At 67.8% G+C, this 25764-nt stretch carries 26 protein-coding genes; 11 read left to right on the forward strand and 15 right to left on the reverse strand.

The annotated features are described in order from the left end of the window. Positions 1-2 precede the first annotated feature (2 nt). Positions 3-1292 carry an NADH:flavin oxidoreductase/NADH oxidase family protein gene (locus tag O9281_RS06860; protein WP_298184037.1) on the forward strand — a complete coding sequence of 430 codons (1290 nt, stop codon included), beginning with the start codon at positions 3-5 and terminating at the stop codon, positions 1290-1292. Here the strand turns inward: O9281_RS06860 and O9281_RS06865 are convergent. Then, complete coding sequence (locus O9281_RS06865) at positions 1282-3378, reverse strand: TonB-dependent siderophore receptor (RefSeq protein ID WP_298184039.1); 2097 nt, start codon at positions 3376-3378, stop codon at positions 1282-1284. The genes O9281_RS06860 and O9281_RS06865 overlap by 11 nt on opposite strands. Before the next feature lie 134 nt (positions 3379-3512). Between O9281_RS06865 and O9281_RS06870 the strand changes: the two genes are divergently transcribed. Further along, complete coding sequence (locus tag O9281_RS06870; RefSeq protein ID WP_298184041.1) at positions 3513-3857, forward strand: arsenate reductase family protein; 345 nt, start codon at positions 3513-3515, stop codon at positions 3855-3857. On the opposite strand, the gene O9281_RS06875 is transcribed toward O9281_RS06870, so the two are convergent. Next, positions 3854-5212, reverse strand: a complete 1359-nt coding sequence (locus tag O9281_RS06875) for an MFS transporter (protein WP_298184043.1) — start codon at positions 5210-5212, stop codon at positions 3854-3856. The two genes, O9281_RS06870 and O9281_RS06875, sit on opposite strands and share 4 nt — an antisense overlap. A gap of 99 nt (positions 5213-5311) precedes the next feature. Between O9281_RS06875 and O9281_RS06880 the strand changes: the two genes are divergently transcribed. Beyond that, the gene (locus O9281_RS06880) at positions 5312-5938 is read left to right on the forward strand and encodes a methyltransferase domain-containing protein (RefSeq protein ID WP_298184045.1); all 627 of its coding nucleotides are present in this window, start codon (positions 5312-5314) and stop codon (positions 5936-5938) included. A 34-nt stretch (positions 5939-5972) separates the two neighbouring features. Here the strand turns inward: O9281_RS06880 and O9281_RS06885 are convergent, their stop codons facing one another. Together O9281_RS06885 and O9281_RS06890 are read right to left on the reverse strand one after the other, a co-directional pair. Further along, a complete protein-coding gene (locus tag O9281_RS06885; RefSeq protein WP_298184047.1) occupies positions 5973-6833 on the reverse strand; it encodes a glycerophosphoryl diester phosphodiesterase membrane domain-containing protein in 861 nt (286 codons plus the stop codon). A gap of 57 nt (positions 6834-6890) precedes the next feature. Then, positions 6891-7703, reverse strand: a complete 813-nt coding sequence (locus O9281_RS06890) for a hypothetical protein (RefSeq protein WP_298184048.1) — start codon at positions 7701-7703, stop codon at positions 6891-6893. A 95-nt stretch (positions 7704-7798) separates the two neighbouring features. On the opposite strand from O9281_RS06890, the gene lipB reads away from it, so the two are divergent. After that, positions 7799-8476 carry a lipoyl(octanoyl) transferase LipB gene (gene lipB, locus O9281_RS06895; RefSeq protein ID WP_298184050.1) on the forward strand — a complete coding sequence of 226 codons (678 nt, stop codon included), beginning with the start codon at positions 7799-7801 and terminating at the stop codon, positions 8474-8476. Then, complete coding sequence (locus O9281_RS06900) at positions 8476-8760, forward strand: hypothetical protein (protein WP_298184053.1); 285 nt, start codon at positions 8476-8478, stop codon at positions 8758-8760. The genes lipB and O9281_RS06900 overlap by 1 nt, the downstream gene beginning before the upstream one ends. A 195-nt stretch (positions 8761-8955) precedes the next feature. On the opposite strand, the gene O9281_RS06905 is transcribed toward O9281_RS06900, so the two are convergent. Further along, positions 8956-9861, reverse strand: coding sequence for a DMT family transporter (locus O9281_RS06905; RefSeq protein WP_298184055.1), 906 nt, complete (start codon positions 9859-9861; stop codon positions 8956-8958). Positions 9862-9928: 67 nt separating this feature from the next. Here O9281_RS06905 and O9281_RS06910 point away from each other — a divergent pair, with 67 nt between their 5' ends. Then, positions 9929-11023, forward strand: a complete 1095-nt coding sequence (locus O9281_RS06910) for an alkene reductase (RefSeq protein ID WP_298184056.1) — start codon at positions 9929-9931, stop codon at positions 11021-11023. A 17-nt stretch (positions 11024-11040) separates the two neighbouring features. After that, positions 11041-11922, forward strand: a complete 882-nt coding sequence (locus tag O9281_RS06915; RefSeq protein ID WP_298184057.1) for a CoA ester lyase — start codon at positions 11041-11043, stop codon at positions 11920-11922. A 12-nt stretch (positions 11923-11934) separates the two neighbouring features. On the opposite strand, the gene nadA is transcribed toward O9281_RS06915, so the two are convergent. The 3 genes from nadA to O9281_RS06930 form a co-directional block, all read right to left on the reverse strand. After that, entirely contained in the window at positions 11935-12921 is a 987-nt protein-coding gene (gene nadA / locus O9281_RS06920) for a quinolinate synthase NadA (protein ID WP_298184058.1), read from the reverse strand. A 65-nt stretch (positions 12922-12986) separates the two neighbouring features. Further along, positions 12987-13748, reverse strand: a complete 762-nt coding sequence (locus tag O9281_RS06925; RefSeq protein ID WP_298184059.1) for a hypothetical protein — start codon at positions 13746-13748, stop codon at positions 12987-12989. A gap of 86 nt (positions 13749-13834) precedes the next feature. Next, positions 13835-14758 (reverse strand): MBL fold metallo-hydrolase, encoded by a 924-nt coding sequence (locus O9281_RS06930; protein ID WP_298184061.1) that lies wholly within the window; start codon positions 14756-14758, stop codon positions 13835-13837. 103 nt (positions 14759-14861) lie between these two features. Between O9281_RS06930 and glpK the strand changes: the two genes are divergently transcribed. After that, positions 14862-16331 (forward strand): glycerol kinase GlpK, encoded by a 1470-nt coding sequence (gene glpK / locus O9281_RS06935; protein WP_298184062.1) that lies wholly within the window; start codon positions 14862-14864, stop codon positions 16329-16331. On the opposite strand, the gene tilS is transcribed toward glpK, so the two are convergent. The 5 genes from tilS to O9281_RS06960 all read right to left on the reverse strand — a co-directional run bounded on the left by tilS (position 16328) and on the right by O9281_RS06960 (position 22172). After that, positions 16328-17269, reverse strand: coding sequence for a tRNA lysidine(34) synthetase TilS (gene tilS / locus O9281_RS06940; protein ID WP_298184063.1), 942 nt, complete (start codon positions 17267-17269; stop codon positions 16328-16330). The two genes, glpK and tilS, sit on opposite strands and share 4 nt — an antisense overlap. Positions 17270-17288: 19 nt before the next feature. Beyond that, complete coding sequence (locus tag O9281_RS06945; protein ID WP_298184064.1) at positions 17289-18344, reverse strand: hypothetical protein; 1056 nt, start codon at positions 18342-18344, stop codon at positions 17289-17291. 95 nt (positions 18345-18439) lie between these two features. Beyond that, on the reverse strand, positions 18440-19417 hold the full coding sequence (locus tag O9281_RS06950) for a helix-turn-helix domain-containing protein (protein WP_298184065.1): 978 nt from the start codon (positions 19415-19417) through the stop codon (positions 18440-18442). Between the two features lie 148 nt (positions 19418-19565). Beyond that, a complete protein-coding gene (gene ptsP / locus O9281_RS06955; RefSeq protein WP_298184066.1) occupies positions 19566-21839 on the reverse strand; it encodes a phosphoenolpyruvate--protein phosphotransferase in 2274 nt (757 codons plus the stop codon). 177 nt (positions 21840-22016) lie between these two features. Further along, positions 22017-22172, reverse strand: a complete 156-nt coding sequence (locus O9281_RS06960; protein ID WP_298184067.1) for a DUF465 domain-containing protein — start codon at positions 22170-22172, stop codon at positions 22017-22019. 209 nt (positions 22173-22381) lie between these two features. On the opposite strand from O9281_RS06960, the gene O9281_RS06965 reads away from it, so the two are divergent. Both O9281_RS06965 and O9281_RS06970 read left to right on the forward strand, forming a co-directional pair. Next, entirely contained in the window at positions 22382-22579 is a 198-nt protein-coding gene (locus tag O9281_RS06965; protein ID WP_298184635.1) for a DUF465 domain-containing protein, read from the forward strand. 133 nt (positions 22580-22712) lie between these two features. After that, positions 22713-23180, forward strand: a complete 468-nt coding sequence (locus O9281_RS06970; RefSeq protein WP_298184069.1) for a DUF1465 family protein — start codon at positions 22713-22715, stop codon at positions 23178-23180. On the opposite strand, the gene O9281_RS06975 is transcribed toward O9281_RS06970, so the two are convergent. Together O9281_RS06975 and O9281_RS06980 are read right to left on the reverse strand one after the other, a co-directional pair. Beyond that, positions 23177-23830 (reverse strand): 2-hydroxychromene-2-carboxylate isomerase, encoded by a 654-nt coding sequence (locus O9281_RS06975; protein ID WP_298184070.1) that lies wholly within the window; start codon positions 23828-23830, stop codon positions 23177-23179. The genes O9281_RS06970 and O9281_RS06975 overlap by 4 nt on opposite strands. Positions 23831-23834: 4 nt before the next feature. Continuing rightward, positions 23835-24884: an NAD(P)-dependent alcohol dehydrogenase gene (locus tag O9281_RS06980; RefSeq protein ID WP_298184071.1), complete on the reverse strand. Its 1050-nt coding sequence runs from the start codon at positions 24882-24884 to the stop codon at positions 23835-23837. Between the two features lie 95 nt (positions 24885-24979). Between O9281_RS06980 and O9281_RS06985 the strand changes: the two genes are divergently transcribed. Next, the gene (locus O9281_RS06985; protein ID WP_298184072.1) at positions 24980-25762 is read left to right on the forward strand and encodes an SDR family oxidoreductase; all 783 of its coding nucleotides are present in this window, start codon (positions 24980-24982) and stop codon (positions 25760-25762) included. Positions 25763-25764 lie beyond the last annotated feature (2 nt).

The following is a 25764-nucleotide window of genomic DNA, read 5'->3' on the forward strand; positions in this document are numbered from 1 at the left end:
CCATGCTTGACCAGCCGCTGACCCTGCCCTGCGGGGCCGTATTGCCCAACCGCCTCAGCAAGGCGGCGATGACCGAGGGGCTGGCCGATCCGCTGGGCCGACCAACGGCGGAGCTGGAACGGCTCTATCGCGTCTGGGGTGCGGGCGGGGCGGGCATGCTGCTGTCGGGCAATGTCCAGGTCGATGGCGATCACCTGGAGCGGCCCGGCAATGTGATCCTCGACAAGCCGGCCGACGGGGCGATGATCGACGCGCTGCGCCGCTGGACCGGCGCGGCCAAGGCAGGTGGAGCGCAGTTCTGGGCGCAGATCAGCCATGCCGGGCGGCAGACGATGAAGCCGGTCAACCCGCAGCCCAAGGCGCCATCGGCGGTCAAGCTGGGCCTGCCCGGTGGCCAGTTCGGCGAACCCGTCGCCCTGACTGGAGACGAGATCCGCGACTTGATCGCCCGCTTTGCCAGCACGGCACAGTCCTGCCGCGAGGGCGGCTTCGATGGCGCCCAGATCCATGCCGCGCACGGTTACCTGATCTCGCAGTTCCTCAGCCCGCGATCGAACCAGCGGACCGACGAATGGGGCGGACCGCTTGAAAACCGCGCCCGCTTCCTGCGCGAAGTGGTGCGCGCCACCCGCGCCGCGGTGGGGCCGCAGTTCGCCCTGTCGGTCAAGCTCAACAGCGCCGATTTCCAGAAGGGCGGTTTCGCCTTCGAGGACAGCCAGACCGTGGCTGGCTGGCTGGCCGATGACGGGGTGGACCTGATCGAGATTTCCGGCGGCACCTATGAACAACCGCGCCTGCTGGGGATCGAGGGAATGGAGCCGGTCGAGCAGCCGGGCGTCAAGGCCAGCACACTCGCGCGGGAGGCCTATTTCGTCGACTTCGCCCTGGCGATGAAGGATGCGGTCAAGGTGCCGCTGATGGTCACCGGAGGCTTTCGTACCCGCGCGGCCATGGAGGAAGCGCTGGCGCGCGGCGCGGCCGACGTGATCGGTCTGGGCCGCCCGCTCTGCGTCGAGCCCGATGGCGCGGCGCGGATCCTCGCCGGGACGGAGAGCCTGCCGCGCGCCGAGAACGGCCTGGGCCTGTTTCCGGCCTGGCTATCGTTCCTGAAAAAGGTGCCGATGCTGCGCGCAGTAGACAGCTTTGCCGGGCAATACTGGTTTTATGCCCAGATCACCGCGCTTGGCAAAACCGGCCATACCGCGCCGGAACGCTCGGTCCTGGCCGCATTCCTTGAAGTGGAGCGCGGCAACAAGACCTGGCTGGCCGAGCGGACGAAGCTTACAGCTTGATCTTCAGCCCCAGCCGCGCGTTGAGCGGGGCGCCGAGGCTGATGTTGTGATCGGTATGGGCGCTGGGGAAGTAATCGGTGTCGGTCAGGTTCTCGACATTGACCTGTAGCTGGATGGCGTCCGAAACCTTGTAGAACAGCGCCGCGTCGATCCGGGTATAGCCCGGCATCCGCACGGCATTGCTGATCGTGGCGAACTGGTCGGACTGCTTGACCGCGCCCAACGCGATGCCCAGCCGGTCAGTCACGTCATAGCGGCCCCAGGCCGACAGCTGGTGGCGCGGCAGCTGCGCCAGGGTGCGACCAGCGGGCGCAGCAGTGGTGGTCGCAGTCACTTCACCGTCCTGCAAGGCATACCCAAGCGTCACCTGAAGGCCCTTGGCGAGGGTGCCGACCAGCGCCAGCTCCATCCCCTTGGTGCGGCTCTTGCCAGTCAGCACGGCCACGCCGGTGACCGGGCCGTTGGCGCGGGTGTTGGTGCGGTCAAGCTGGTAGAGCGCGGCGGTGAAGGCCAGGCGTTCGGTCACGTCCCACTTCACCCCGGCTTCGAGGTTGCGAAACTCTTCCGGCGCAAGCGTCGCGGTGGTGGCATCTAGGACCACGAACTGGTCACCCGATTGCGGCAGGAAGCTTCTCGCATAAGAGGCATAGAGCGAGACGTTCTCGCGCGGCTTGATGATCAGGCCGGCGCGCGGGCTCCACTTCGCATCGCTGCGGGTAGCGGTAAAACCGTTGATGCGGTTGGTCGAGGTGATCCGGAAATCGTCATACCGCAGGCCCAGCACCAGCTTGACCACTTCGCCGAGATCGATCTGGTCCTGGATATAGGCCGAGAGCGCGCGAACGTTGGAGGCCGATGAGCGGCTGATCGCCCCATAGCGGGCACCCGGCACAGTGATCTGTCGGCCCAGCGGAACGGTGATCCGGCTCGCGTTGGTCGGGCCGAACAGGGTGAGGGCGCGGGCATCATCGGTGTCCTGGTCGCTCGCCTCGAACCCGATCAGCAACTGGTGGTTCAGCCCGCCGGTTTCACCCTGCCACACCAGGTTAGCCTGTGCGGACCAATTCTGCCGCTTGTTGTAGTTTTCATAGCCTTCGAATTCGACCGTGGTCAGCGTTGCGGCGGCGCGGGGATAGATGTTGCCGTAGTACTTGTCGTAATCGCCGAACTGCACGGCGAGGTTGGCGTTGAGGCTGTCCGAGAACTCGTGGTCCACCTTCACGCGCGCGATATGCGCGGTCACGCTGGCGCGGTTGAGCGTGGTGTCACCGAAGAAGACCTCGTCAAAGCCGCGCAGCGGGCTGCCCGCGAACGAGGGGACGCCGCGATCGGTGATGCGCCGGTCCTCGACATATTCGTACGCCGCGACCAGCCGGGTCGCCTCGCCCAGCTTCCAGCCCAGCGTGGGGGCAATGCCCGTGAAATGGCCGTCGAACCGGTCGCGGTGGTTGTTCAGCGCCTCGTAAGTGGCATTGAGGCGCGCGGCGAAGCTTTCGCCGACGGGCTGATCGAGGTCAGCGGCAATCGACCAGCCGCCAAAACTGTCCACCCCGGCCGAAAAATCGGTCCGCGCCTTTTCGAACTCCGGTGCCTTGGGCACGCGGTTGATCACCCCGCCACCGCCGCCGCGCCCGAAGATCAGGGCATTGGCCCCCTTCAGCACCTCGACGCGGTCGGTATTGTAGAGCGGCCGATAATACTGGGCATCGTCGCGCAGCCCATCGAGGAAGAAATCGGCCGTGGTGTTCTGCCCGCGCAAGGTCACCTGGTCGCGGTGGCCTTCGCCCTGGCCCAGTACGACGCCGGGAACATAGCGCAGCGCCTCGCCCAGCGATTCGACGCCCTGATCGTCGATCTGTTCGCGGCTCAGCACGGTGACCGTCTGCGGCACGTCGATCAGCGGGGTTTCAGTCTTGGTCGCGGTACGGGTCTTCTCGATGTCATAGCCATCGGGACGACCATAGACGATGATCGCCGGGGCATCGGCTGCCTCGGCCGCCAGTTCCGCGCTGGCCGGGGCGCTGCCCAGCAGGGCAGGCGCGGCACAGGAAGCGAGGAAGGCAAGACGCTTGGCAGTAATGCTCACGAGATCCTCATTTTGAGAATGATTTGCAATAACGATTTTGGCGCTAATGCGAATCGGTCGCATTGACAAGCATCAAATTGCCGGGGAGGGCGATTTCGCTATGGCAGAGACGCAACTGCCCAGGAGGAACGACGATGAAGGCAACGATCTGGCACAACCCGGCTTGCGGCACCTCGCGCAAGACCCTGGCGATCCTGCAGGAAACCCCCGGGATAGACCTAACCGTGATCGAATACCTCGTCGATCCGCCGAGTGCCGACCAACTGGCCCGGCTTTATCGCACCGCCGGACTGACCCCGCAGCAGGGGCTGCGCCTGCGGGGCGCCGATGCCGAAGAGCGGGGCTTGCCCCAGGCTGACGATGCCACTGTGCTGGCGGCCATGGCGGCCGAGCCGAAACTGATCGAACGGCCGCTGGTGGAAACCGAAAAGGGCGTCAGGCTCTGCCGCCCGCAGGACAAGGTGCGGGAAATCCTCTAGCTTCCTGCCTGGCGGCGTCCCTCAAGGTCCTCGTCGCTGGCCATGCCCTTGAAGCCCACGACCAGCACGGCCAGGCACAACAGCTCGATCACGGCGAAGCCGATCCACGAGGAATGGCCATAGAGCCAGACCCCGACCGCCGGAGCGACGATATAGGCCGCACCGTTGACCGAGGCGACGATCCCGGCCGATTGCCCCTGTTCCGCCCGGCTCACGGCCAGCGAGGTTCCGGCGGTAAAGCCTGGCCGGAACAGGCCGAAGCCCAGGCAAGCGATTGCCGTGCCAATCGTGATGGCGTGCAGGTCCCCCGCCACGGCCAGCAGCGCCACGCCGACTGCGGCCAGCGCCACACCCCACAGGCTGGAGGCGCGCGGCCCCAGCTTCCACAGCGGGATGATACCCCATTGCGCCAGCAGGGTGGCGGTTGCCCCGGCCATCAGCACCAGGCCGGTTGGCCCGGCCCCCTCCATCGGGGTGGCGCGCAGGCCCAACCGGTCAAGCACCAGGAAGCCGACGATCCCCATGACCATGGCCTGGGCATGGCCACCCAGCAGGCCGGCCAGCAGCCAGGGCCGCAGGCGCGGATCGGTCCATTTCAGGTCAGGCACCTTTGATGGCAAGGCGCTCGCCTCGCCGTTATCGTCCGCTTCGTCGCGCAGCCGCGAGTCCGAATTGGCACTGAAGGGTGCGGCCATCACGTCGCCGCGCGCGGCATAGGCCGGGGCATCGTCTGGCAGGCGCCAGCGCAGTGCCACCAGCACCACCACCGCAATCAGGGTGAAGGCGAAAAAGGGGCTGACCAGGCCGAGGCCGGGCAGGATCAATAGCGGGGCAAGCGCCGGACCCAGCACGGTACCCAGGCCAAAGCTGGACGAGATCAGCGAGAGCGACCGAGTCCGCTCGGCCCGGCTGGTCCGGCTCGCGACATAGGCCTGGACCGCCGGCGGCGCGGCCGATCCGAACCCGCCATAAAGCGAGCGGCAGGCGGCAAACAGCAACAGCGTTGCCAGCGCGCCAAGATAGCCGTGCAGGCCCAGCCACAGCGCCACCCCGCACAGCCCAAAGCTGGTGATGAAGCCCATCAGCCCCAGCGCCATCATCGCCTTGCGGCCGCGCCGGTCGCTGCGCCGCGCCCAGAACGGGGCGCACAGCATCCACAGCAACGCCGACCAGGTGTAGGCCAGGCTGATCCAGAAATCCTCGACCTTCAGCGCGGTGCCGATCGAGGGCATGACCGATTGCATCGCCGTATTGCCCGCAGCCGTCACCAGCATCACCGTGAAGAGCAAGGCCACGCGCGCACGCGGCAGAGTGGCGGTGACCGGGCTGGTCGCGGGCGGATCGGGTTGCGACATGAAACCAGCCCCTAGGTCCGTCGCAACCGCCTTGCAATGGGCCGATAAATTTGTGAAAGGCAGCGTTGTATCCCGATAACACAGGATCGCATCCCCCGCATGACTTCCCCCGAGCTTGCCCGCGAGCCGCTCCCGGCCCGAATCAGGCGTCGAATCAAGCGTGCGCTTGGTCCGTGGGGGGTGTTCCTGCAGGGCTTCATCGAACACCCCGTGATGGTTGGTTCGATCATCCCGTCATCGCGTTTCACGATCCAGCGGATGCTGAAGCCGGTGAAGTGGGATGAATGCCGTCTGTTCGTCGAATATGGCCCCGGGGTTGGCACCTTCTGCCGCCCGGTGTTGCAGCGCCTGCCGCGCGACGGGCGGTTGATCGTGATCGATACCAACCCGCTCTATATCGATTACCTCAAGACCACGATCACCGACAGCCGGTTCATCCCGGTGCTGGGCTCGGCCGCCGATGTCGAAGAGATCGTCCGCGCCCACGGCTTCGATCATGCCGACTATGTCCTGTCGGGCCTGCCGTTTTCGACCCTGCCCGATGGAGTCGGCCCAGCGATTGCGGCGGCCACGCACCGGGTGCTGCGGCCGGGCGGGGCTTTCCTGGTCTATCAGTTCAGCGCCCGGGCGCGCGACTATATGGCCCGGCACTTCACCCGGATCGACCAGGATTTCGAACCGCTCAACGTCCTGCCCTGCAAGCTGTTCTGGGGCTGGAAAGATTGAGCGCGGGGCGGCGCGCGGCCGCCCCGGCGCCTCATCAGGCGAAAGTGGCTTCGACCTCGGCCACCGATTCCCCGCTGAGCTGGCGATGGATCGCGCCAATCAGGGCCATCAGGAAGATGCCCAGGGTCAGCCCGAACAGCACCATCGCCACGAAGAGCGAACCCATCGCCGCCATGCTTGGCACCGCGCCCGGTGCGCCGCCGCCGGCCGCCATGCTGGCCATCATCCCGCCTGCGGTTGCAGACAGGACAGTGAAGCCAACCAGGCCCATCACCACGCCAACGATCACGAACAGGGCCAGCAGGCGCAGCACGTGGCCGCGGGTCATGTCCCATGACCGGCGCAGTGCGGTAATCGGGTTGCGGTGATCCTCGATCGCGATGGCCGGCAGGGTCATCGACAGGCGCAGGGCCAGGTAGATCACGCCCGCCAGCATCGCCAAGCCGGCGATCACGCCTACAGCCGATGATTGGGTGCCCATCGCCGCTCCGCCAATGGCGATGCCGAACACCAGCGCGACGACGAAGCCCGCCACCAGTACCAGCACCAGCACCCCGAACAGCGGCAGGATCGCTCCGAGCCCGGCGGTCATCGCCGCCCCGACCGACGGTTCGTGGCGATCGGAGGTGAGGCGGCACATCGCCGCCTGCTGCCAGAAATTGATCGCGTAGATCGCCAGGTAAAGCAGGATCATCCCGCCCAGCGCGCCCGCGCCCGAGGAGATTGGGTCTCCGCCGCCCATCGCCATCGACCCGATCATGGCCATGCCGACCGTGCCCATGATCGCGAACAGGATCGCGTAATAGATCACGGTCAGGATCGCCATCGGCACGAATCGCGCCTTGAAGATCTCGAACGCGGTGGACAGGGCCTGTCCGACGCTGAACTTCTGCATGTGCTTGTCCTCCCCCCGGTGTTGCGGGGCCGGAGGTTCCGACCCCGACCTTGAAGCCTATTCGAAAGTGCTTGCCTCGGTGCTGGCCGATGGACCGGCCAGCTGGCGATGGGTCGCGGCGTAGACCGCAGTGAAATAGATCGTCATCACCGCCTGTAGCGCCGCGGCCACGAAGGCCCCTAGCGGGGCGCCGACCTGTTCGCCCAGGATGAGCCGCAGCCCCAGGTCGGCCAGCCCGCCCAGCAGCAGGACCGTGATCCAGAAACCCACGAACAGCAGGGCATAGAAGAGCAGCAGCCGACCGGCGTTGCCTTCGGTCAGCCGCCAGGACCGGGTCAGGGCGGCCAGCGGGTTGCGCTGTCCCTCGACCATCACCACCGGTGCCACCATCGAGATCCGCGTGACCCCATAGGCAAAGCCCATCATCGCCAGCACCACGGCCACCACCGTTGCCGCCGGTCCGGCCAGGCTGGCCGGGCCAATCAGGAGCATCGCCGCCAGGAAGAAGGCAAACCCGGCCAGGATCTGCGCCAGGATCGTGGGCAAAAGCCCCTTCACGCCCCGCTGCAACGCTTCGGCCACGGTCGGCCGGGTGCGATCGGTGAACAGCGCCAGCATGGTCAGGGTGCCGATCAGCTGGCACACCGCCATGGCGAGGAACCAGGGCGCGGCCTGGGTGTAATAGGCCCCCATCAGGTCCATCAGCGCGCGCGGATCGGCGCCCTCCGGCACTTCGGGCGGGGGTGCGAGCAGGGTGATTGCAAAGACCGGCAGGGCCAGGAACACCCCGGCCACAGCCCACAGGACCGCGCGATTGGCCCGCACGATCTCGGTGGCTTCGGTCCAGGCACGATTGCTGTCGAACCGCATCGGCAAGTCTCCCCTGTGTCAGGTGGCTGCCGAACCGGTCACGCCCCTGTGCAAGCCCCTTGATAACCACAGCAATTGCCGCCACGCAACGTGCCATGATTCCCGGTCTTGATCCAGCCATCGAATGGCGGCGCGATGAAGCGCAGGTGCCCTATCGCGCGGCGCTCGATTTCATGACCGAGCGCAATGCCGCGATCGCCGCCGGCACCGCGCCCGAGCTGGTCTGGCTGCTGGAGCATCCGCCGGTCTACACCGCCGGAACCAGCGCGGCGGCGGACGAACTGCTCGATCCGCGCTTCGAAGTGGTCGAGGCCGGGCGCGGCGGGCGCTATACCTATCACGGGCCGGGCCAGCGGGTCGGCTATGTCCTGCTCGACCTGAAGCGCCGGGCGCGCGACGTGCGCGGCTTCGTTCACGCGATGGAGGGCTGGGTGATCGCCACGCTGGCCGATTTCGGGGTCGAATCCTGGCGCAGCGAAGGCCGGATCGGCATCTGGACCCGCGACATCGACGGGCGCGAGGCCAAGATTGGCGCGATCGGTGTCCGCATCCGCCGCTGGGTGACGATGCACGGCTTTTCGGTCAACCTGAACCCGGACCTGTCGCACTTTGGCGGGATCGTCCCCTGCGGGATCGACGAATTCGGCGTCACCAGCCTTGCGCGGCTGGGCCATGCGGTGGATATGCCGACATGGGACGAGGCCCTGCTGAAGCGCGCGGGCGAATTCCTCGCCGCGTTGGAGCGGCCCTGTCCGCCGCAGGAGACCATGTGATGCGTCACGCCTTTCCGCTGCTTTCCCTGGCCCTGATGCTCGCCGCCTGCGGGGGCGCCAAGAAGGACGAAGGCGCGGGGACCGCCGCGGGCGAAATCCTGCCGGGTTCGGTCAGCGATGCCATGCTGCCGCTCGATACGGTCCGCAGCCAGGCCCCGCTGGCGCCGAAGGTGGAAAGCACCGGTGCGGCTGATGCGACCGAAGCCAGCGCTGCGGCGAGTGATGCCGCACCCACAGCCGAGGCGCCCGCAGCCGAGGCGCCGGCCACCACCCCGACTGAATGAGCGCCCCGGGCCGTTCAGGTAACGGACGGGTTTGCTGCACGAGTGGACACAGTGGACAGGGTACTGTGCGAAAACTCCACCCCCGGTGACATGGCTGTGAATCCGGATCTCGCCTGCGCCTGCCAACGATGAGAAAGACCGGGCGCGGGGCCCGGGCCTGCCCATCTCATATGCGCGGCAAGTAGGACAGCCGCTTCAGCCCGCGGCGCGCGGCGCGGGTGGTTCGCTGCTGCGGGCCAGCACCAGCCCGGCGGCGACCAGCGCCATGCCGATCAGGTCGGGCAGGGCGAGGACTTCGCCAAACCATAGCCAGCCCACCACGACGGCAATCGTCGGCTGGGTCAGCAGCGCCAGGCCGATCACCAGCGGCGGGAAATGGCGCAGGGCATAGACGAGCAGCCCCTGCCCGATCAGCTGGCTGGTGAAGGCCAGGGCAATGACCGGCGTCCAGTCGGTCGGCCAGAACGGCTCGCCCAGCGCCAGGGCAAAGCCTGCCATTACCGGGAGGCCAATGAGGCTGGACCAGAACAGCAATGCCCAGCCGCCCAGCACGGCCCGCCCGCGCTGGGCGAGCAGGATGTAGAAGGTGTAGAGGAACCCGGCCAGCAGGCAGAGCAGATCGCCGATCAGCGTGGTCCGGTCGATCTCCAGGCTGCGGCCCAGCAGGATGGCAGAACCGGCGATGGCAGCGGCAAAGGCCAGCCATTCAGGCATGCGCGGCGCGCGGCGCAGCGCGATCAGGCCCCAGGCGGCAATCAGGATCGAGCCCGAATTGCCGAACAGCGTGGCATTGCCCAGCCGGGTCAGCTCGATCCCCAGGTGCCAGCTCGACAGGTCCAGCGCGAAGAACACGCCGCCGGCCAGCACCGCCAGCAGCACGCCGCGCGACATCCCGGTCAGCGGCTGGCGGTTCATCCGGGCCAGCAGGACGAAGAACGGGATGGCCAGCGCCAGCCGCCAGAACCCGGCTGAAACCGGCCCCGTATCGGCCAGCCGCACCCACAGCGGCCCCAGCGCCAGGGCGGCATTGCCGCCCAGCAGCGCGGCGAAATGGATCGGGCGTGCGCCACCGGTACCATTGCTGGCCATTGCGTTCGTCATGCCGATGCCTTAGCCGCTCGGTTAAGAAAGCAAAGACAATTGCTGCCAGTTCACTGTGGAGGATCCCTTGCACGAAGCCCTGTTCCAGCCGGTCAGCCTTGGCGCGATCGAATGCCCCAATCGCGTGCTGATGGCTCCGCTGACCCGTGGTCGGTCCGATCCGGGTTCGATCCCCAACGCGATGATGGCCGAATATTACCGCCAGCGCGCCGGGGCTGGGCTGATCATTTCCGAAGCGACCGGGATCAGCGTCGAAGGCCTCGGCTGGCCCGCCGCGCCCGGCATCTGGAGCGAGGCGCAGACCGAAGGCTGGAAGCTGACGACCGAGGCCGTGCACAAGGCTGGCGGCCGCATCATCCTGCAGCTGTGGCACATGGGCCGGCTGGTCCACCCCGATTTCCTGGGCGGCAATCCGCCGGTCTCGGCCTCGGCCACCACGGCCCCGGACCATGCCCACACCCCCACCGGGCGCAAGCCGCATGAGCAGGCCCGCGCCGCAACGAAGGACGATATCGCGCGGATCGTCGACGATTATGGCCGGGCCGCCGCCAATGCCAAGGCCGCCGGGTTCGATGGCGTGCAGCTGCACGGCGCCAACGGCTACCTGATTGACCAGTTCATCCGCAGTTCCTCCAACCTGCGCGACGATGACTATGGCGGCCCGGCGGAAAACCGGGTGCGGCTGATGCGCGAAGTGCTGGAACGGCTGATCGACGTGTGGGGCGCCGGCCGTGTCTCGATCCGGCTTTCGCCCAATGGCGAAACGCAGGGCTGTGACGATGCCACCCCGGCCGAAACCTTCGGCGCGGCGGCCCGGGTGCTGCAGGACCTCGGCGTCGGCTTCCTCGAACTGCGCCAGCCGGGGCCGGACGGCACCTTTGGCGCAACCGAGGTGCCCAAGCAGGGCGCGCACCTGCGCACGATCTTCAAGGGTCCGCTGGTGCTCAACAGCGACTATACCGCTGAACAGGCCGCGGACGATGTGGCCAGCAGGGCCTGCGAGGCGATCAGCTTTGGCCGCCCCTATATCTCCAACCCGGACCTCGCCTGGCGAATCCGCAATGGGGTGGAATGGGCGCCCAACGTCCGGGTTCCGCAAAGCTGGTACCTGCCGGGACCGGAAGGCTACATCGATTACCCGGCGCTTGAGCCGGCGGCATAAGGAAAGGCGATCCCGGCATGGCGATGCGTTCGTGGTTGTTCGTACCCGGTGACAGCGAAAAGAAGCTGGGCAAGGCCGCCGCGACCGGGGCCGACGTGATCATAGTCGACCTGGAGGATTCGGTTGCCCCGGCCAACAAGCCGCGCGCCCGCGAACTGGCGCGGGAATGGCTGGGTGCGCACCGTCATCAGGTCGCCGAGCGCAAGTTCGGCCGCTGGGTGCGGATCAACGCGCTCGACAGCCGGATGTGGCGCGACGACCTTGTCGCCGTGCTGCCCGGTGCGCCGGACGGGATCATGCTGCCCAAGTCGGCCGGGCCGGAATCGGTCCAGGCGCTGGGGGCCGAGCTTTACGAACTGGAACAGCGCAGCGGCCTCGCCACCGGATCGGTCAAGATCCTGCCGCTGGTCAGCGAAACGGCGGCCGCGGCCATCTCGATCCCGGCCTATGCCTCCGCGCCGCTGCCGCGCCTCGCTGGATTGACCTGGGGCGGGGAAGACCTGTCCGCCGCGATCGGCGCCAGCCGCAAGTATGACAAGGATGGCCGCTGGACCGATGCCTTCCGCCTTGTCCGCGCCCAGACCCTGCTGACGGCCCATGCCCGCGGGGTGATCGCGATCGACACGCTCCACGCCGATTTCGCCGATACCAAGGGACTGAAGCGGATCGCCGAGGAAGCCCGCGCCGATGGCTTTACCGGGATGCTGGCAATCCACCCGGCGCAGGTGCCGGTGATCAACGAAGCCTTCACCCCGACCGAGGCCGAACTGGAGGAAGCCCGCGCGATCGTCGCCGCCTTTGCCGGCAGCCCGGACGCCGGAACGCTCCAGATCGACCGCCGGATGATCGACCGCCCGCACCTTACGCTGGCGCGGCGGATGCTGGGGATCGAAGGGTAGCGAGACCGGGCGCTAGGCCCGGTCCAGGTCGCCCTTGCCCACGGTGCCGCCGGCCATGGCCAGCATGGCATCGAGGCTCTTCTTTGCCCTCAGCCGCAAGCCTTCCTCGATCTCGATCCGCGGCTGCAGGTCGCGCAGGGCAACGTAGAGCTTTTCGAGCGTGTTGAGCGCCATGTAGGGGCAGATGTTGCAGTTGCAGTTGCCGTCCGCCCCCGGCGCGCCGATGAAGGTCTTGTTCGGCAGGGCCAGCTGCATCTGGTGGATGATGTGCGGCTCGGTCGCGACGATCAGGGTATCGCCGGGGAAGGTCTTGGCAAAGTTCAGGATGCCGCTGGTGCTGCCGACATAGTCGGCATGGTCGACGATGGTCGGCGGGCATTCCGGGTGCGCGGCGATCGGCGCCCCGGGGTGCTGGGCCTTGAGCTTCAGGAGCTCGGTCTCGCTGAAGGCCTCGTGAACGATGCAGACCCCCGGCCAGAGCAGCATGTCGCGCCCGAACTTGCGGTTGAGATAGCCGCCGAGGTGCCGGTCAGGCCCGAAGATGATCTTCTGTTCGGGCGGGATCTGGGCGAGGATCGTCTCGGCGCTGGAGCTGGTGACGATCACGTCCGACAGCGCCTTCACCTCGGTCGAACAGTTGATGTAGGTCAGCGCGATGTGATCGGGGTGCGCCTCGCGGAAAGCCCTGAACTTTTCCGGCGGGCAGGAGTCCTCAAGGCTGCACCCGGCGTCCAGGTCGGGCAGGATCACGATCTTGTCGGGGGAGAGGATCTTGGCCGTGTCGGCCATGAACTTCACCCCGCAGAAGGCGATCACATCGGCATCGGTGGCTGCCGCCTTTTTCGACAGCTCCAGCGAATCGCCCACGAAATCGGCCAGGTCCTGGATTTCCGGCTTCTGGTAGTAATGCGCCAGGATCACCGCGTTGCGCTCCTTGCGCAGGCGTTCGATCTCGGCGCGGACGTCGATTCCGGAAAGGTTGGTCGGCTGGGCGGTCATCTGGGGGTCCCTTTGCGAAGCGGGTCCCAGATGGCCCTTTAGGCCGGGCTAATCAAGCCGCGCAATTACGGGACATAGGCCTGCATCGGCCGCGCCGCGCCGGGGTGCCCGGCCATGATCTGCTCGGTCAGCGCGATGCCCCAGTCGGTATAGGCCAGGAACTCACCCAGGGCGAGCGAGCCGACCCCTGCCAACAGCGCCACGAACCAGGCCGGGTGGGCATGACCCAGGTGCTTTCTGTCGCGCAGTATTCCAGCCACGACGAAGACCAGGCCGACAAGGTTGGTGATCTCCCAGGCCCAGGCTCCGAACAGCGGTGCGGGCAGGATCCGCCCGAAGCCGGGGCCCAGGATCGTCGCCATCCCACCCAGCATCAGGCGCCGGTGCCAGTCAGTCCGCTTGCGCATCGCCACAGCGCCCAGCGAAAGCGCGGCAAAGGTGATCATGCTGATCGGATTGCTGATCATGAATTCATTGGCATCGAAGAAGAATGGGCCGCCGGTGCGCCGCAGCGAAGTGACCGTAATGGCCACGCCCAGCGCTACCATCAGCGGAATCCACAGCACCGAGATCCAGCCGAGCCGCCGGTGCAGCGCCACATTGCCGCCCGCGACCAATGCCGATTGCGTGACCAGCAGGGCGACCCAGCCAAAGAACACCACGCCGTGGACATGATAGATCAGCGGCACGGCGAAGGTGCTACGCCCCATGGCCAGGTGCAGGCTGAACCCGGCCACGATCACCGCCCCCATCAGGCAGGCCATCTTGAAGAAAAAGCGCTCTTCGGCGCGCGCGGCCATGCCGCCCTGGTCGAATGTCGTGGCCATTGGCTCTCCCCATCCCATGGCGCGACCCACTGGGCCGACTCTTGCCATGGTTTCGATTGGGACGAAAGCGGTGATTGCTGGCGCGGCTAGGCGCTGACTGCCCAGATTTCGTCGCGGCAGGCCACCCGCCCCTGGCGCTCCAGGTCAACCAGATGCGCCAGCACCGATCGGCCCGCCGCGCCGGTGAGCCGGGGGTCGAGCCCCTTGTACATCACGGCAACCATGTCCGGGATCTGCTGCGGCCCGGTGGCCAGCAGCTTGAGGATCTGCGCCTCGCGGCTGCGGCGGTGGCCCAGCATGCCGCGCACCAGCTGGCGCGGCTTGTCCACCGCAGGGCCATGGGCCGGGTAAAGCCGCTTGTCGTCGCGGTCATAAAGCTTTTGCAGGCTCGCCATATAGGCGCTCATGTCACCATCGGGGGGCGAGACGACGCTGGTCGACCAGGCCATCACGTGATCGCCGGTGAACAATGCCCCGCTTTCAACCAGGCCATAGCACAGGTGGTTGCTGGTATGGCCCGGCGTGGCGACAGCCTCGATCGTCCAGTCGGGGCCGGAAATGCGCTCGCCATCGCTCAGCACCCGGTCGGGCGCATAGCTGTGGTCAAAGGCGCTGTCGGCGCGCGGGCCATCGTCGCTCAGCACCAAGGGCGCGCAGCCGATGATGGCCGCGCCGGTCAGCGCCTTCAAAGGGGCGGCGGCGGGAGAGTGGTCGCGGTGGGTGTGGGTGCACAGGATCGCGGTGATCCGGGCCGTGCCGACCGCCGCCAGGATCGCCTCGACATGGCCGACGCCATTGGTATCCGCGCCCTTGAACGGGCTGGGCTCGCTGCCGATGCTGCCGTCCGCCGGGCCGGGATCGATCACCGCCACTTCATCCCCCGCGCCGACGATATAGGTCTGCGTGCCGGTGAAGGTATAGGGCGAGGGATTGGGGGCCAGCACGCGCCGCACCAGCGGTTCGCATTGCTCGCTCAGGCCAGTGGGCCAGGGTTTGGGCGGGGCATCCATGCCTACCCATATGGTAACTACAGGCGTTTGTGTCGAGCAAAGTCGAGATACGGGTGCGCATGGTGTCTCGACTTCGCTCGATGTGAACGGCAAGAAGGCAAGCATGACTGACCTGATCCTCGTTCTCGATGCGGGCACCACGTCCACCCGCGCCATGCTGTTCACGCCCGAAGGCGCGCTAAAGGGCGTGGCCCAGCAGGAACTGACCCAGCACTATCCCCAGCCCGGCTGGGTCGAGCACGACGCGGGCGAGATCTGGGACAAGACCCTGGCCTGCGCCCGCGAAGTGGTGAGCGCCGCCGGCGGGGCCAGCCGGGTGGCGGCAATCGGGATCACCAACCAGCGCGAAACCGTCGTGGCCTGGGACAAGGCCACCGGCCAGCCCTTGCACCACGCGCTGGTCTGGCAGGATCGCCGCACCGCCGAATTCTGCGCAGCCCTGCGCGATGCCGGGCAGGAGCCGGTGGTCCAGGCGGCAACCGGCCTGCTGCTCGATCCCTATTTCTCCGGCACCAAGATGCGCTGGCTGATCGACCATGTGCCCGCCGTGGCCGAAGCGGCGGCCGCCGGGCGCCTGGCGCTGGGAACGGTCGAAGCCTGGCTCACGTGGAAACTGTCGGGCGGGGCGCATGTCACCGATGCCAGCAATGCCAGCCGCACCCTGCTGCTGCCGCTGGCCGGGGCGAGCTGGGATGAAGGCCTGTGCGACCTCCTCGGCGTGCCGCGCGGCGCCTTGCCCGAAGTGGTCGACAACGCGGGGCGGTTCGCCGCCACCACGCCCGACCTGTTCGGCGGGGCAATCCCGATTGCCGGGCTGGTGGGTGACCAGCAGAGCGCCACGATCGGCCAGGGTTGCCTTTCCCCTGGCGAGACCAAGGCGACTTACGGCACCGGGGCCTTCGTGCTGGCCAACATGGGCGGCGAAGTGCCGCGATCGGGCCACCGCCTGCTCGGCACGGTGCTGTGCCAGATCGGCGGACAGCGGTCCTATGCGCTGGAAGGCTCGGTCTTTGTCGCGGGCAGCCTGGTCAAGTGGCTGCGCGACAGTCTGGGAATCATTGCCTCCGCGCCCGAGACCGAGGAACTGGCCCGCTCGGTGCCGGACAGCGGCGGGGTGACGATCGTGCCCGCGCTATCGGGCCTTGGCGCGCCGCACTGGCAGCCGGATGCGCGCGCGGTGATCACCGGCATGAGCTTTTCGACCAGCCGCGCGCACCTGGCTCGCGCCGCGCTGGAAGCGATGGCGATGCAGACGGCCGACCTGGCCGCTGCCTTTGCCGCCGATGGCGCGGCCTGGACTTCGCTCCGCATCGACGGCGGGATGAGCGCGAACGACTGGATGGCGCAGGATCTGGCCGACGTGCTGCGGGTCCCGGTCGAGCGGCCGCACTTCGTGGAAACCACTGCGCTCGGCGCAGCGATGCTGGCGGCGGTCGGCGTTGGGCTGCACAGCTCGCTGGGCGATGCGGCAGCGGCGATGCGCGGCGAGATCCAGCGGTTCCTGCCCGGTGCCGAACCCGGCGCGGCGCGGCGCAGCGGCTGGGACGCGGCGCTGCGGGCGGCGATGCCCTAGGCTTTTCGCGCTGGCGCCTTCGTGAAGGTCCAGCCTTCGGGCATGGCCCGGGCGACAAGATTGCCGACCGACATCGGCTGGCGTGCGACCAGGCTGTCGAACAGCCGCGCCACGGCGCTGCCGCGCGGCTCTGCCCCGTCCAGTTCCTGCACGATCCGGGCAAGGACGCGCATGGCAATCGCGCGCGGGGCCTGCGGGCGATAGGTCAGCCCCATCGGCCCGCGCGTCACCGCCTCGTCCCATTCGCGCCGGGCCGCCCAGTCCAGCGCGGTATCGGCATCGGCGAGGTGCGCGGCGCTGGCGGCCAACGCAGGGACATCGATCCAGTCGGCCTGGGCCAGCGCCTTGCGCAGCCGCGCGCGGTCGAAGCGATCGTCGGTGTTGGAGGGATCCTCGGCGGCGGTCAGCCCGGCGGCGCGGACTACTTCGGCCAGCTCGGCCCGCCGCCAGTCGAGCAGCGGGCGCAGCAGCGGCAGGCGCGTGCCCGGCACCGGGCCCAGCGCGCGCACCCCGGCCAGGCCCGCAACGCCGCTCGCCCGGTTCAATCGCAGCAACAGGGTTTCGGCCTGATCGTCGGCATGGTGCGCGGTGGCAAGGGCGGCAAGATCCTCTTCCGCCATCCACCCGGCCAGCGCCGCATAGCGCGCGGCGCGAGCCTCGGCCTGAACGTTGCCCGGATCGAGCTGAACCTTCAGCGTGCGGTGCGGTACGCCCAGCGCGGCGCAGATTGCCGCCACCATCTCTGCCTCGGCCGCGCTTTCCGCGCGCAGGCCGTGATCGACCGTCGCCGCCGCGATCCGGCCGGGCAGGGCGGCCTGGGCCAGCAGCAGCAGGGCCAGGCTGTCGGGCCCGCCCGATACGGCGAGCGCAAGGCGTGCGGCGGGATCGGCATGAGCCGACCAGAGCCGCGCCAGAGCGGCGGCGAAGCTTTCGATCAAAGCGGGCGAAAGCGCCCTATCAATCGCACTTGAGCCCGGCGCGGGTGGCATCGTACTGGGTCTTCAGGCGGCCGGCGGCTTCGCGTGGAAACTCGTCGACGAACTGGGCCAGCGCGATGCAAGCACGGTTGGTGTCCTTCTGGCGCTTGGTCGCTTCGGCCAGGAACAAGACCGAATCCGCCGCGCGATCGCGGAACTGGCGATCCTTGTAGTTTTCCAGGAACCACTTCTGCGCCTCGACCGGCTTGCCATCGTCGAGATAGGCGCGGCCGAGCAGGTTGCGCGCAAACGAGCGGCGCGCGTGGCGCGGATACTTGTCGAGGAACAGGATCAGCTGCTGCTGTGCCTCGGGATAGAACTTGGCCTCCCACAGGCGGAAGCCATAGCTGTACTCGTCGTCACCCGCGTCGTCGGTCTTGGGCTTCTCGATCGCGCGGACCGCGGCGAGGCGCTGGGCGGAAGGCGCGGCCGGGCGAGCAGCCGGACGCCCGCTGGCCGCAGTCGGCGTCGCAGTCGGGCGCGGGGCCGGTGCGGTTGCGGTGGGGCGCGGCGCGGGGCCAGTCATCGCGGTCAGGTTGGAGCCGGTGGCCGCACCGGTGGTCGGCGCGGATGCAGGCGTGGTGGCTGCCGTAGTGGCCGCTGCCGCGGGCGTTGTCGCCGCCACGCTCGCAGCCGGAGCCGGGGCCGGGGCCGGAGCAGGGCTGGGGGTGGCAAGCGCGGTCAGCCGCGCTTCCAGCTGCGCCAGCTTGTTGCTGTTCTCTTCCTGCTGGGCGGTCAGCCGCGCCAGCTGGGCCTCGATCGCATCGACCCGGGTCAGCAGGTCGGACACGGGATTGCTGGCCGGCGTGCCGCTGGGGCTGGCGGTCGGGGTGCCGGGCTGGGCCAGCGGGGGGAAGAACTTGCCATCACCGCCGGGGAAGACCTGCCGCTGCAAGGCGCGGACTTCGGCTTCCAGCTTGCGGATCCGTGTTTCGGCGCCCTGGTCGGTCGCGTTGCTTTGCGCGATTACCGGCGCGGCCAGCGCCACGGCCAGGGCTGCCAGCAGGGGGCGGCGCAGGGCGGCAAATCGGTTCATCGGGTCAGTCCCATCCAGTCAGTCAGCCCGCCGGGCATGGCTGGCAGGCATGTGAAACATAGTATCGCGGGTGTTAACCTGTCGAGCGGCCAGGGCTAACTATCCGCAGTTCCGGCATTTGTGGTCGTGGCAGGCGCTGTAGTCGGCTCCGTTGCCGGGGCCGCGGTCGGCACGGCCTCGGTCGGGGCGGCCAGTGGCGTCGCCGCGCGCTGCGCCGCCGGGCGGGCGGCAGGGCGGGCCGGGAGGAGGGCAGTGGCGGCCGCAGCGGCGGCATCGCTCGCCGCCGGGCTGGCATTGCCCCGTGCCAGCAGGGCGGCGCCGGTTACCGGGACATCGCGCATCAGCTGCTGGCTGGCCGAAAGCGGCGCCACGGCGCGCCCGCCCACCGTGATTGCCAGGCCATCGGGCCGCGCGGTGGTCAGCGTCACGCCGGGCAGTCCGGTCGGCAGGGTCCAGCTTTCGCCCAGTGCCAGTTCCTTTTGCAGCAATTGCTGGCCCTGGGCATCGGCGAAGCGCACCCAGACCTTGTCGCGCGTGGCGGTAAACACCACCGGGCCATCGGCGGGCATTGCGACCGGTGCGGGCGCGGGGCTGGCCTTGGCGACCGCGACCGGGGTTTCCCGCGGCAGCAACGAGGGCAGCGATCCGCCCGGTGCAAACAGGTTGGGCCAGAAGGCAAAACCGGCCAGCAGCACCAGCGCCAGGCCGGCAGCAGCAAACCAGGCCACGCGGCTGCCGGGCAGCCGGGCCGGATCGCCAGGCTCGAAAGCCTGGGTCGGGCGGCTGACATATTCCGGTTGCTGGCGGCCCAGCTCGTCGCGGACCATCGCGGTGATGGCATTGCCATCCAGGCCAACGGCCTTGGCGTAAGTGCGCGAGAAGCCGATCGCATAGGTTCGCGAGGGCAGGTCGGCAAAGCGATCCTGCTCGATCGCCTCGATCTGGCGTTCGGAAATCCGGGTTTGCGCGGCGATCTGGGCGCGGGTCTTGCCCGCAGCTTCGCGCGCGCGGGCCAGCAGCACGCCGGGGCTTTCGAGCGGGAGCTCGGCTTCGTGTTCTTCGTCAGTTACCATCGCGACCTCGGAAGCGGCCCTTTTCGTTCTGAACCTGCCCCTCGGGCCGCGACCATCCCGTTTTGCGCCGCGCTGTCAACGACAAAAGCCGCTGGCGGGGTGCGTCATGCGACAGGTTGGCAATGCCCTGCGCCGAATGGCCGCACGGTCAATCGCAATCGATCCCGCGTTCCTGGGCCCAGGCCAGCAAGGCCTCGCGCAGGCTGGGCGGCGGGGAGTGCAGCCAGCCGGTCATTGCCTTGCCGATTTCGCCGAGGTCGACCTTGCGGACCAGCTCCTTGATCGGGCCGACCGAGGCCGGGGTGATCGACAGGCGGTGGATGCCGATGCCCAGCAGGGCCAGGGCCTCAAGCCGTCGCCCACCCATTTCGCCGCAGACGGTCACGTCCACATCATGCCCGGCCACGCCCTGCATCACGCGCTTGAGGAAGCGCAGGATCGCCGGGCTGAGCCAGTCATAGCGCTCCGCCAGCTTGGGATTGGCGCGATCGGCCGCGAACAGGAACTGGGTCAGGTCATTCGTGCCGATCGACAGGAACGACAGCTTGGGGGCCAGCACGTCGAGCTGTTCGGCCAGTGCCGGGACTTCCAGCATCGCGCCATAGCGGATCGCATCGGGCAGCAGTTTCTTCTGGCCCTTGAGATAGGCCCGCTGGTTTTCGAACACCTGGCGTGCGGCATCGAATTCCCACGGTTCGGTGACCATCGGGAACATGACATTGAGCGTCCGCCCCGCGGCTGCCTCAAGCAGGGCGCGGGCCTGGACCTTGAGCAGCCCGTCGCGCTCCAGCGCCACGCGCAGCGCGCGCCAGCCCATCGCCGGGTTCTCCTCCTGCTCGCCATCGTTGTGGCGTAGGTAGGGCAGCACCTTGTCGCCGCCGATATCGACCGTGCGGAACACCACCGGCTTGTCGCCAGCGGCCTCCAGCACGTCGCGATAGAGCCGGGTCTGGCGTTCGCGCGCGGGCAGGGTGGCGGAAACCAGGAACTGGAATTCGGTGCGGAACAGGCCCACCCCGTCGGCCCCGGTCAGCGCCAGGCTTGGCATGTCATCGCGCAGGCCCGCGTTCATCATCACCGTGATGCGCGTGCCGCAGCGGGTAAAGGGTTCGACATCGCGCAGCTTGGCATAGGCGGCCTGGCGCTCGCGACTCTTGGCGAAGCGGGCGTCGAAGGCCTCCAGCATCGGCTGGTTGGGCCGCACCGTGACCTTGCCCTGATCGCCATCGAGCAGCAGCTGGTCGCCCTCGCGCACCGCCCCGCGCAGCGAGCGCAGCCGGCCCAGCACCGGAATGCCCATGGCCCGCGCCACGATCACCACGTGGGCGGTCAGCGAGCCTTCTTCCAGCAGCACGCCCTTGAGGCGGCGCTTGTCATATTCCAGCAGCTCGGCCGGGCCGAGGTTGCGGGCAATCAGGATCGCATCCTGCTTCAGCCCCATCGAGGCCGCCGTGCCCATCTGGCCGGAAACGATCCGCAGCAGCCGGTTGGAGAGGTCCTCCAAGTCGTGCATCCGGTCGGCCAGCAATGGGTCATCGATCTGGCGCATCCGCATCCGGGTGCGCTGCTGGACGCGTTCGATCGCCGCTTCGGCGGTAAGCCCGGAATCGATCGCCTCGATGATCCGGCGGCTCCAGCCTTCGTCATAAGCGAACATCTTGTAGGTCTGGAGCACTTCCTCGTGCTCGCCGCCAACGCCGAATTCGGCCTGGCTGGCCATCCGGTCGATCTGTTCGCGCATCTTGTCAAAGGCCAGGTAGACGCGCTGCAGTTCGGCATCGCGATCCTCAGCCATGGTGTGTTCGATGGTGATGCGTGGCTGGTGGAACACCGCCACCCCGCTGGCCAGCCCCTTGACCAGGCTGAGCCCGGTCAGGTGCTGCGGCCCGGTCTGCGCGGGGCCGAGTAGGGCCTGCTCCTCGTCCACCAGATCGGCATTGGCGATCAGTTCGGACAGGACCATCGCCACGGTCTGCAGCGCCTCGATCTCCACTTCCTCGTAGCGGCGGGGCTCGGCATGCTGGACGCAGAGTACGCCCACCGCCCGTTCGCGCCGCACGATCGGCACCCCGGCAAAGGAATGGAATTTTTCCTCACCCGTTTCCGGGCGATAGGAAAAGTCCGGATGGGCCGTCGCTTCGGCCAGGTTCAGCATGTCGATGTTCTGGGCGATCGTGCCGACCAGCCCTTCGCCCACGGCCATGCGGGTCACGTGGACCGCCTCCTGCGCGAGGCCGCGGGTGGCGAACAGTTCCAGCATGCCTTCGCGCAGCAGGTAGATCGAGCAGACCTCGCTATCGAGGCCTTCACCGATGATCTCGACCACGTTGTTGAGCTTGGCCTGGGCATGGCTGCGCGAAGCCATGACATCGTGCAGGCGGGTCAGGATCGTGCGGGCGGCCGAAGCGGCAGAGCTGGGCATAGGCAAGGTGCTAGCCCAAAGCGCGGCGCTTGGGAACGCGCCTGTGCTGTTGCGCAATCGCATTCAGTCCGACGCCGGGAACTGCCGGTCGTGGCGATTGGTTGATAGCGAGGTGTTCGGTGCCGTTCGCCCGGGCCGGGGGGAATGATCCCCCGCCCGGGGCGGCGTTGGGGCTGGCTAGATGTGCGCCAGCTCTTCCTTGATGCGCAGCTTGCGGCGCTTCAGGGCCTGGATCGTCGCCAGGTCAGGCAGGGGACGGTTCAGTTCGTCCTGGATCTGGCGTTCCAGACCCGCGTGCTTGAGTTGCAAAGCGCTGACATGCGGTTGGTCCATCGGGGATACTCCTTTCGTTTGCCCCCAGGGGCGCAGGAGCCACCGCGCGGCACCGGATCGAAAGGACCGACTCGCTATCCGGCGGGGTCGCTGCAATTGTCATGGAAGCATATTCCGCCTATCTTGCGAAGCACCTGTTTCGATGGCTGCGACGATCGGTGCGACAGGGCGATTTTGTCGCGCGACGGGCGGGGCAGCGGGAGGACCGGGTGACTGAGGACGAGCTGAAGAAACGGCTGGAAATCCTGCGGATCGAGCATCGCGATCTCGACGCGGCCATCGATGCCCTGTCGGGTGCGGGCAGCACCGACCAGCTCCAGATCGCCCGCCTGAAAAAGCGCAAGCTGCGGTTGAAGGACCAGATCGCGCTGATCGAGGATTACCTGATCCCCGACATCATCGCCTGAAGCCGCCGGGTGCGGCGGCTGTTTACCCGATCTTGACCAAATCCGTCCCCGTGCGGGACAGTGCGAAAATGGGGCGGGGTAATCCCGTCCACCCGCTTGGCAAGGGCCGCCTGCCCGGCCTATCGCGGCGGCAATGGCTAATCCGGCAAGCATCAATCCACGGATCGTGGAAGGATTCTATTGCGAGGCGCTGGTCCTCTCGGACGAGGTGCGCGCCACTTTCGCGCTGTCCGGACGGCTCGACCTGGCGGCCGGTGACGAGGACGAGACGCAGGTTGCGCTTTCGTGCGAGGCGCTGCGCACCACCACGCGGATGATGCACGCCGTGGCCTGGCTGCTCAATCACCGGGCCTATTTCAACGGCGAGCTGAGCGAGTTCCAGCTGCGCCGCTATGGCAAGCTGGCCGACTTTCCGGAAAGCGACCCGCGCCGTCTCGCCATGCTAGAGCCCAAGGTGCGCGGGCTGATCCAGGCTACAGAGCGGTTTCACGCCCGGCTCAAGCGGCTCGACAACGGCTGGCGCGAGCGCGATCCCAATGCGCCCAGCGCGATCGCCACGCTGCGCGCAAGGCTGAGCGTGGTGCCGGGCGGGCGGATCTAGCTCCGCGCCGTCATCCCGTTCTGCTGCATCCGCCAGACCAGCTGGTCATAGCGATCCTGCCCGAAGAACGGCTCACCCTGATAGACCATCAGCGGCACGCCATAGTGCCCGCCCAGCCGCTGGTCGGCCTCGTTGGCCTTGATCACTGCGTCGAGCCGCTCGGCCTCGGCTTCCTGGCGGGCGTCGAGTTCGGCGAGGTCGAGGCCAGCCGAGGCGACGGCGCGGGCCAGGTGATCGCCCTCGTGCCAGCCCTCGGTCTCGCCCGACCAGATCAGGTGGCTGACCGCGCGCAGCAGCGCCAGTCCCTGGCCAGCCTCTGCCGCCAGCACGCCCAGCCGCGTCAGGCGGTGAATATAGGGCTGCTCCTTGGGATAGGTCCGCGTGGCATAGTCCATCACGACCGGATCGGGGCGGGGCCAGCGCAGCGGCAGGCCGGCGAATTCGGCGCTGCGCACGCAGTCGCGCATCAGGTAGCTGAACCACAGCGGATCGGCCTGGGCGAAGAAATCCGGTTGGCGCACCGCAATGGGGAGAACGGGCCGCACATTGACCTGCGCGTCCCAGTCCCGCTCCAGCTCGATCAGCTTGGGTACGACGATATAGGAATAGGGCGAGCGGAACGACCAGTAGAGGTCGACACTATGCGTCATGGGTTCAGTGCTCCAGCGTGCTCATGTCGATGACGAAGCGGTACTTCACGTCGGCCCGCTCCATCCGTTCGAAGGCGTGGTTGATCTGGTTGACCGGGATCACCTCGATCTCCGCCAGAATGCCTTTCTCGGCGCAGAGGTCCAGCATTTCCTGGGTCTGGGCAATCCCGCCGACGCCCGATCCCGATACCGCCTTCTGCCCGCCGAGCAGGAGACCGGAATGGAACGGTTCGATCGGCTCGATCATGCCGACGATGCACAGCGTGCCCTTGCGATCGAGCAGGAACAGGTAGCGGGTCAGGTCGTGCTTCACGGGGATCGTGTCGAGCAGGAAGTCGAAGCTTGCCGCAGCCGCGCGCATCGCCGCCTTGTCGGTGGAGAGTAGCACGTGATCGGCGCCGAGCTTTCGTGCATCCTCGCCTTTCGCGGGGCTGGTGGTGATCATGGTCACTTCCGCGCCCAGCGCCTTGGCGAACTTCACCCCCATATGGCCCAGGCCACCGAGGCCGATCACCCCGACGCGGCTGCCGGGGCCGACGTTCCAGTTCTTCAGCGGGCTGTAAGTGGTGATCCCGGCGCAGAGCAGCGGCGCGGCAGCGGCCATGTCGAGGCTGTCGGGCAGGCGCAGCACATAGGGTTCGGCCACGACAATGCTGGCCGAATAGCCGCCATAGGTGGGAGAGCCGTCGATCCGGTCCTTGCCGTTATAGGTGCCGGTCGAGCCTTCGCGGCAATAGTTATCCTCGCCATCGTGGCAGGCATCGCAGTGGCGGCAGCTGTCGACCACGGTGCCCACGGCAACCCGGTCGCCCAGCTTGAAGCGGGTCACGCCCGCGCCCACCGCGCTGACCGTGCCGACAATCTCGTGCCCTGGCACGAAGGGATAGGTCGTGCGGCCCCAGTCATTGCGCGCGACGTGGAGGTCGGAATGGCAGACCCCGCAAAAGGCGATGTCGATCGCCACGTCCTCGTCGCGCAGGGTCCGGCGCTCGATGGTCAGGGCATTCAGCCCGGAATCCGGGGCGGTTGCGCCCCATGCGGCAGTTGCGGTCATTTCCCCTCTCCCTCGGCTGGCCGTCTGGTCTTTCTGCGGGGCTTGCCGCCTCGCTGCCGAAAGGTCATTAATCGCGCGATTAAAGGGAGAGTCAAATGAAGATCGATTCGAGCACTGCGGCCGTCGTCACCGGCGGCGCATCGGGCCTGGGCCGGGCGACGGCAGAGGCGCTGGCCGCCGCCGGGGCCAAGGTCGCGATTTTCGATGTGAACACCGAAAAGGGCGAGGAAGTGGCCAAGGCGATCGGCGGGCTGTTCTGCCATGTCGACATCACGTCTGAGGAATCGGTGCTGGCCGGTTTCGCCCAGGCGCGCGCCGCCCACGGGCAGGAGCGGATCACCGTCCACTGCGCGATGACCAGCCGCCGCGGCAAGACGCTGGCCTTTGACAAGGAAGCCGGCCGACTGCGCCGGACCCCGACCGAGGACTATGAATATGGCGTCCAGGGCATCCTGGTCGCGTCCTACCGGATCGCCTCGATCTCGGCTGAAGGCATGGCGAGCCTTGAACCGCTGGAAGATGGCGAGCGCGGCTGCATCACGCTGACCGCCTCGGTCGCGGCGCAGGACGGGCAGATCGGCCAGGTGATCTATGGCTCGGCCAAGGCCGGGGTGAACGGCCTGGTCCTGCCAATGGCGCGCGACCTGTCGGATGTGGGCATCCGGGTCAATTCGATCATGCCGGGGATCTTCGCCACGCCGCTGATGCTGGGGGCAAAGCCGCAGGTGCTGGAAAGCCTGGCCGCCTCGGTGCCGTTCCCCAAGCGGCTCGGCAAGCCGGAGGAATTCGGCAGCCTGGCGCTGGAACTGGCGCGCAATACCTATTTCAACGGCCAGTGCATCCGCCTTGACGGCGCGATCCGCATGGCCCCGCGCTAAGG

The organism is Novosphingobium sp. (genome assembly GCF_027531025.1).
GTDB lineage: Bacteria > Pseudomonadota > Alphaproteobacteria > Sphingomonadales > Sphingomonadaceae > Novosphingobium.

Coding starts and splice junctions, on each gene's coding strand:
- ptsP (WP_298184066.1), bottom strand. CDS start 21,839: ATGCCCAGCTCTGCCGCTTCGGCCGCCCGCACGATCCTGACCCGCCTG.
- O9281_RS06950 (WP_298184065.1), bottom strand. CDS start 19,417: ATGGTAACTGACGAAGAACACGAAGCCGAGCTCCCGCTCGAAAGCCCC.
- O9281_RS06980 (WP_298184071.1), bottom strand. CDS start 24,884: ATGACCGCAACTGCCGCATGGGGCGCAACCGCCCCGGATTCCGGGCTG.
- O9281_RS06925 (WP_298184059.1), bottom strand. CDS start 13,748: ATGGCCACGACATTCGACCAGGGCGGCATGGCCGCGCGCGCCGAAGAG.
- O9281_RS06985 (WP_298184072.1), top strand. CDS start 24,980: ATGAAGATCGATTCGAGCACTGCGGCCGTCGTCACCGGCGGCGCATCG.
- glpK (WP_298184062.1), top strand. CDS start 14,862: ATGACTGACCTGATCCTCGTTCTCGATGCGGGCACCACGTCCACCCGC.
- O9281_RS06970 (WP_298184069.1), top strand. CDS start 22,713: ATGGCTAATCCGGCAAGCATCAATCCACGGATCGTGGAAGGATTCTAT.
- O9281_RS06870 (WP_298184041.1), top strand. CDS start 3,513: ATGAAGGCAACGATCTGGCACAACCCGGCTTGCGGCACCTCGCGCAAG.
- O9281_RS06880 (WP_298184045.1), top strand. CDS start 5,312: ATGACTTCCCCCGAGCTTGCCCGCGAGCCGCTCCCGGCCCGAATCAGG.
- O9281_RS06890 (WP_298184048.1), bottom strand. CDS start 7,703: ATGCGGTTCGACAGCAATCGTGCCTGGACCGAAGCCACCGAGATCGTG.
- O9281_RS06915 (WP_298184057.1), top strand. CDS start 11,041: ATGGCGATGCGTTCGTGGTTGTTCGTACCCGGTGACAGCGAAAAGAAG.
- O9281_RS06945 (WP_298184064.1), bottom strand. CDS start 18,344: ATGAACCGATTTGCCGCCCTGCGCCGCCCCCTGCTGGCAGCCCTGGCC.
- O9281_RS06875 (WP_298184043.1), bottom strand. CDS start 5,212: ATGTCGCAACCCGATCCGCCCGCGACCAGCCCGGTCACCGCCACTCTG.
- O9281_RS06930 (WP_298184061.1), bottom strand. CDS start 14,758: ATGGATGCCCCGCCCAAACCCTGGCCCACTGGCCTGAGCGAGCAATGC.
- nadA (WP_298184058.1), bottom strand. CDS start 12,921: ATGACCGCCCAGCCGACCAACCTTTCCGGAATCGACGTCCGCGCCGAG.
- O9281_RS06860 (WP_298184037.1), top strand. CDS start 3: ATGCTTGACCAGCCGCTGACCCTGCCCTGCGGGGCCGTATTGCCCAAC.
- O9281_RS06900 (WP_298184053.1), top strand. CDS start 8,476: ATGCGTCACGCCTTTCCGCTGCTTTCCCTGGCCCTGATGCTCGCCGCC.
- O9281_RS06885 (WP_298184047.1), bottom strand. CDS start 6,833: ATGCAGAAGTTCAGCGTCGGACAGGCCCTGTCCACCGCGTTCGAGATC.
- O9281_RS06975 (WP_298184070.1), bottom strand. CDS start 23,830: ATGACGCATAGTGTCGACCTCTACTGGTCGTTCCGCTCGCCCTATTCC.
- lipB (WP_298184050.1), top strand. CDS start 7,799: ATGATTCCCGGTCTTGATCCAGCCATCGAATGGCGGCGCGATGAAGCG.
- O9281_RS06905 (WP_298184055.1), bottom strand. CDS start 9,861: ATGACGAACGCAATGGCCAGCAATGGTACCGGTGGCGCACGCCCGATC.
- O9281_RS06960 (WP_298184067.1), bottom strand. CDS start 22,172: ATGGACCAACCGCATGTCAGCGCTTTGCAACTCAAGCACGCGGGTCTG.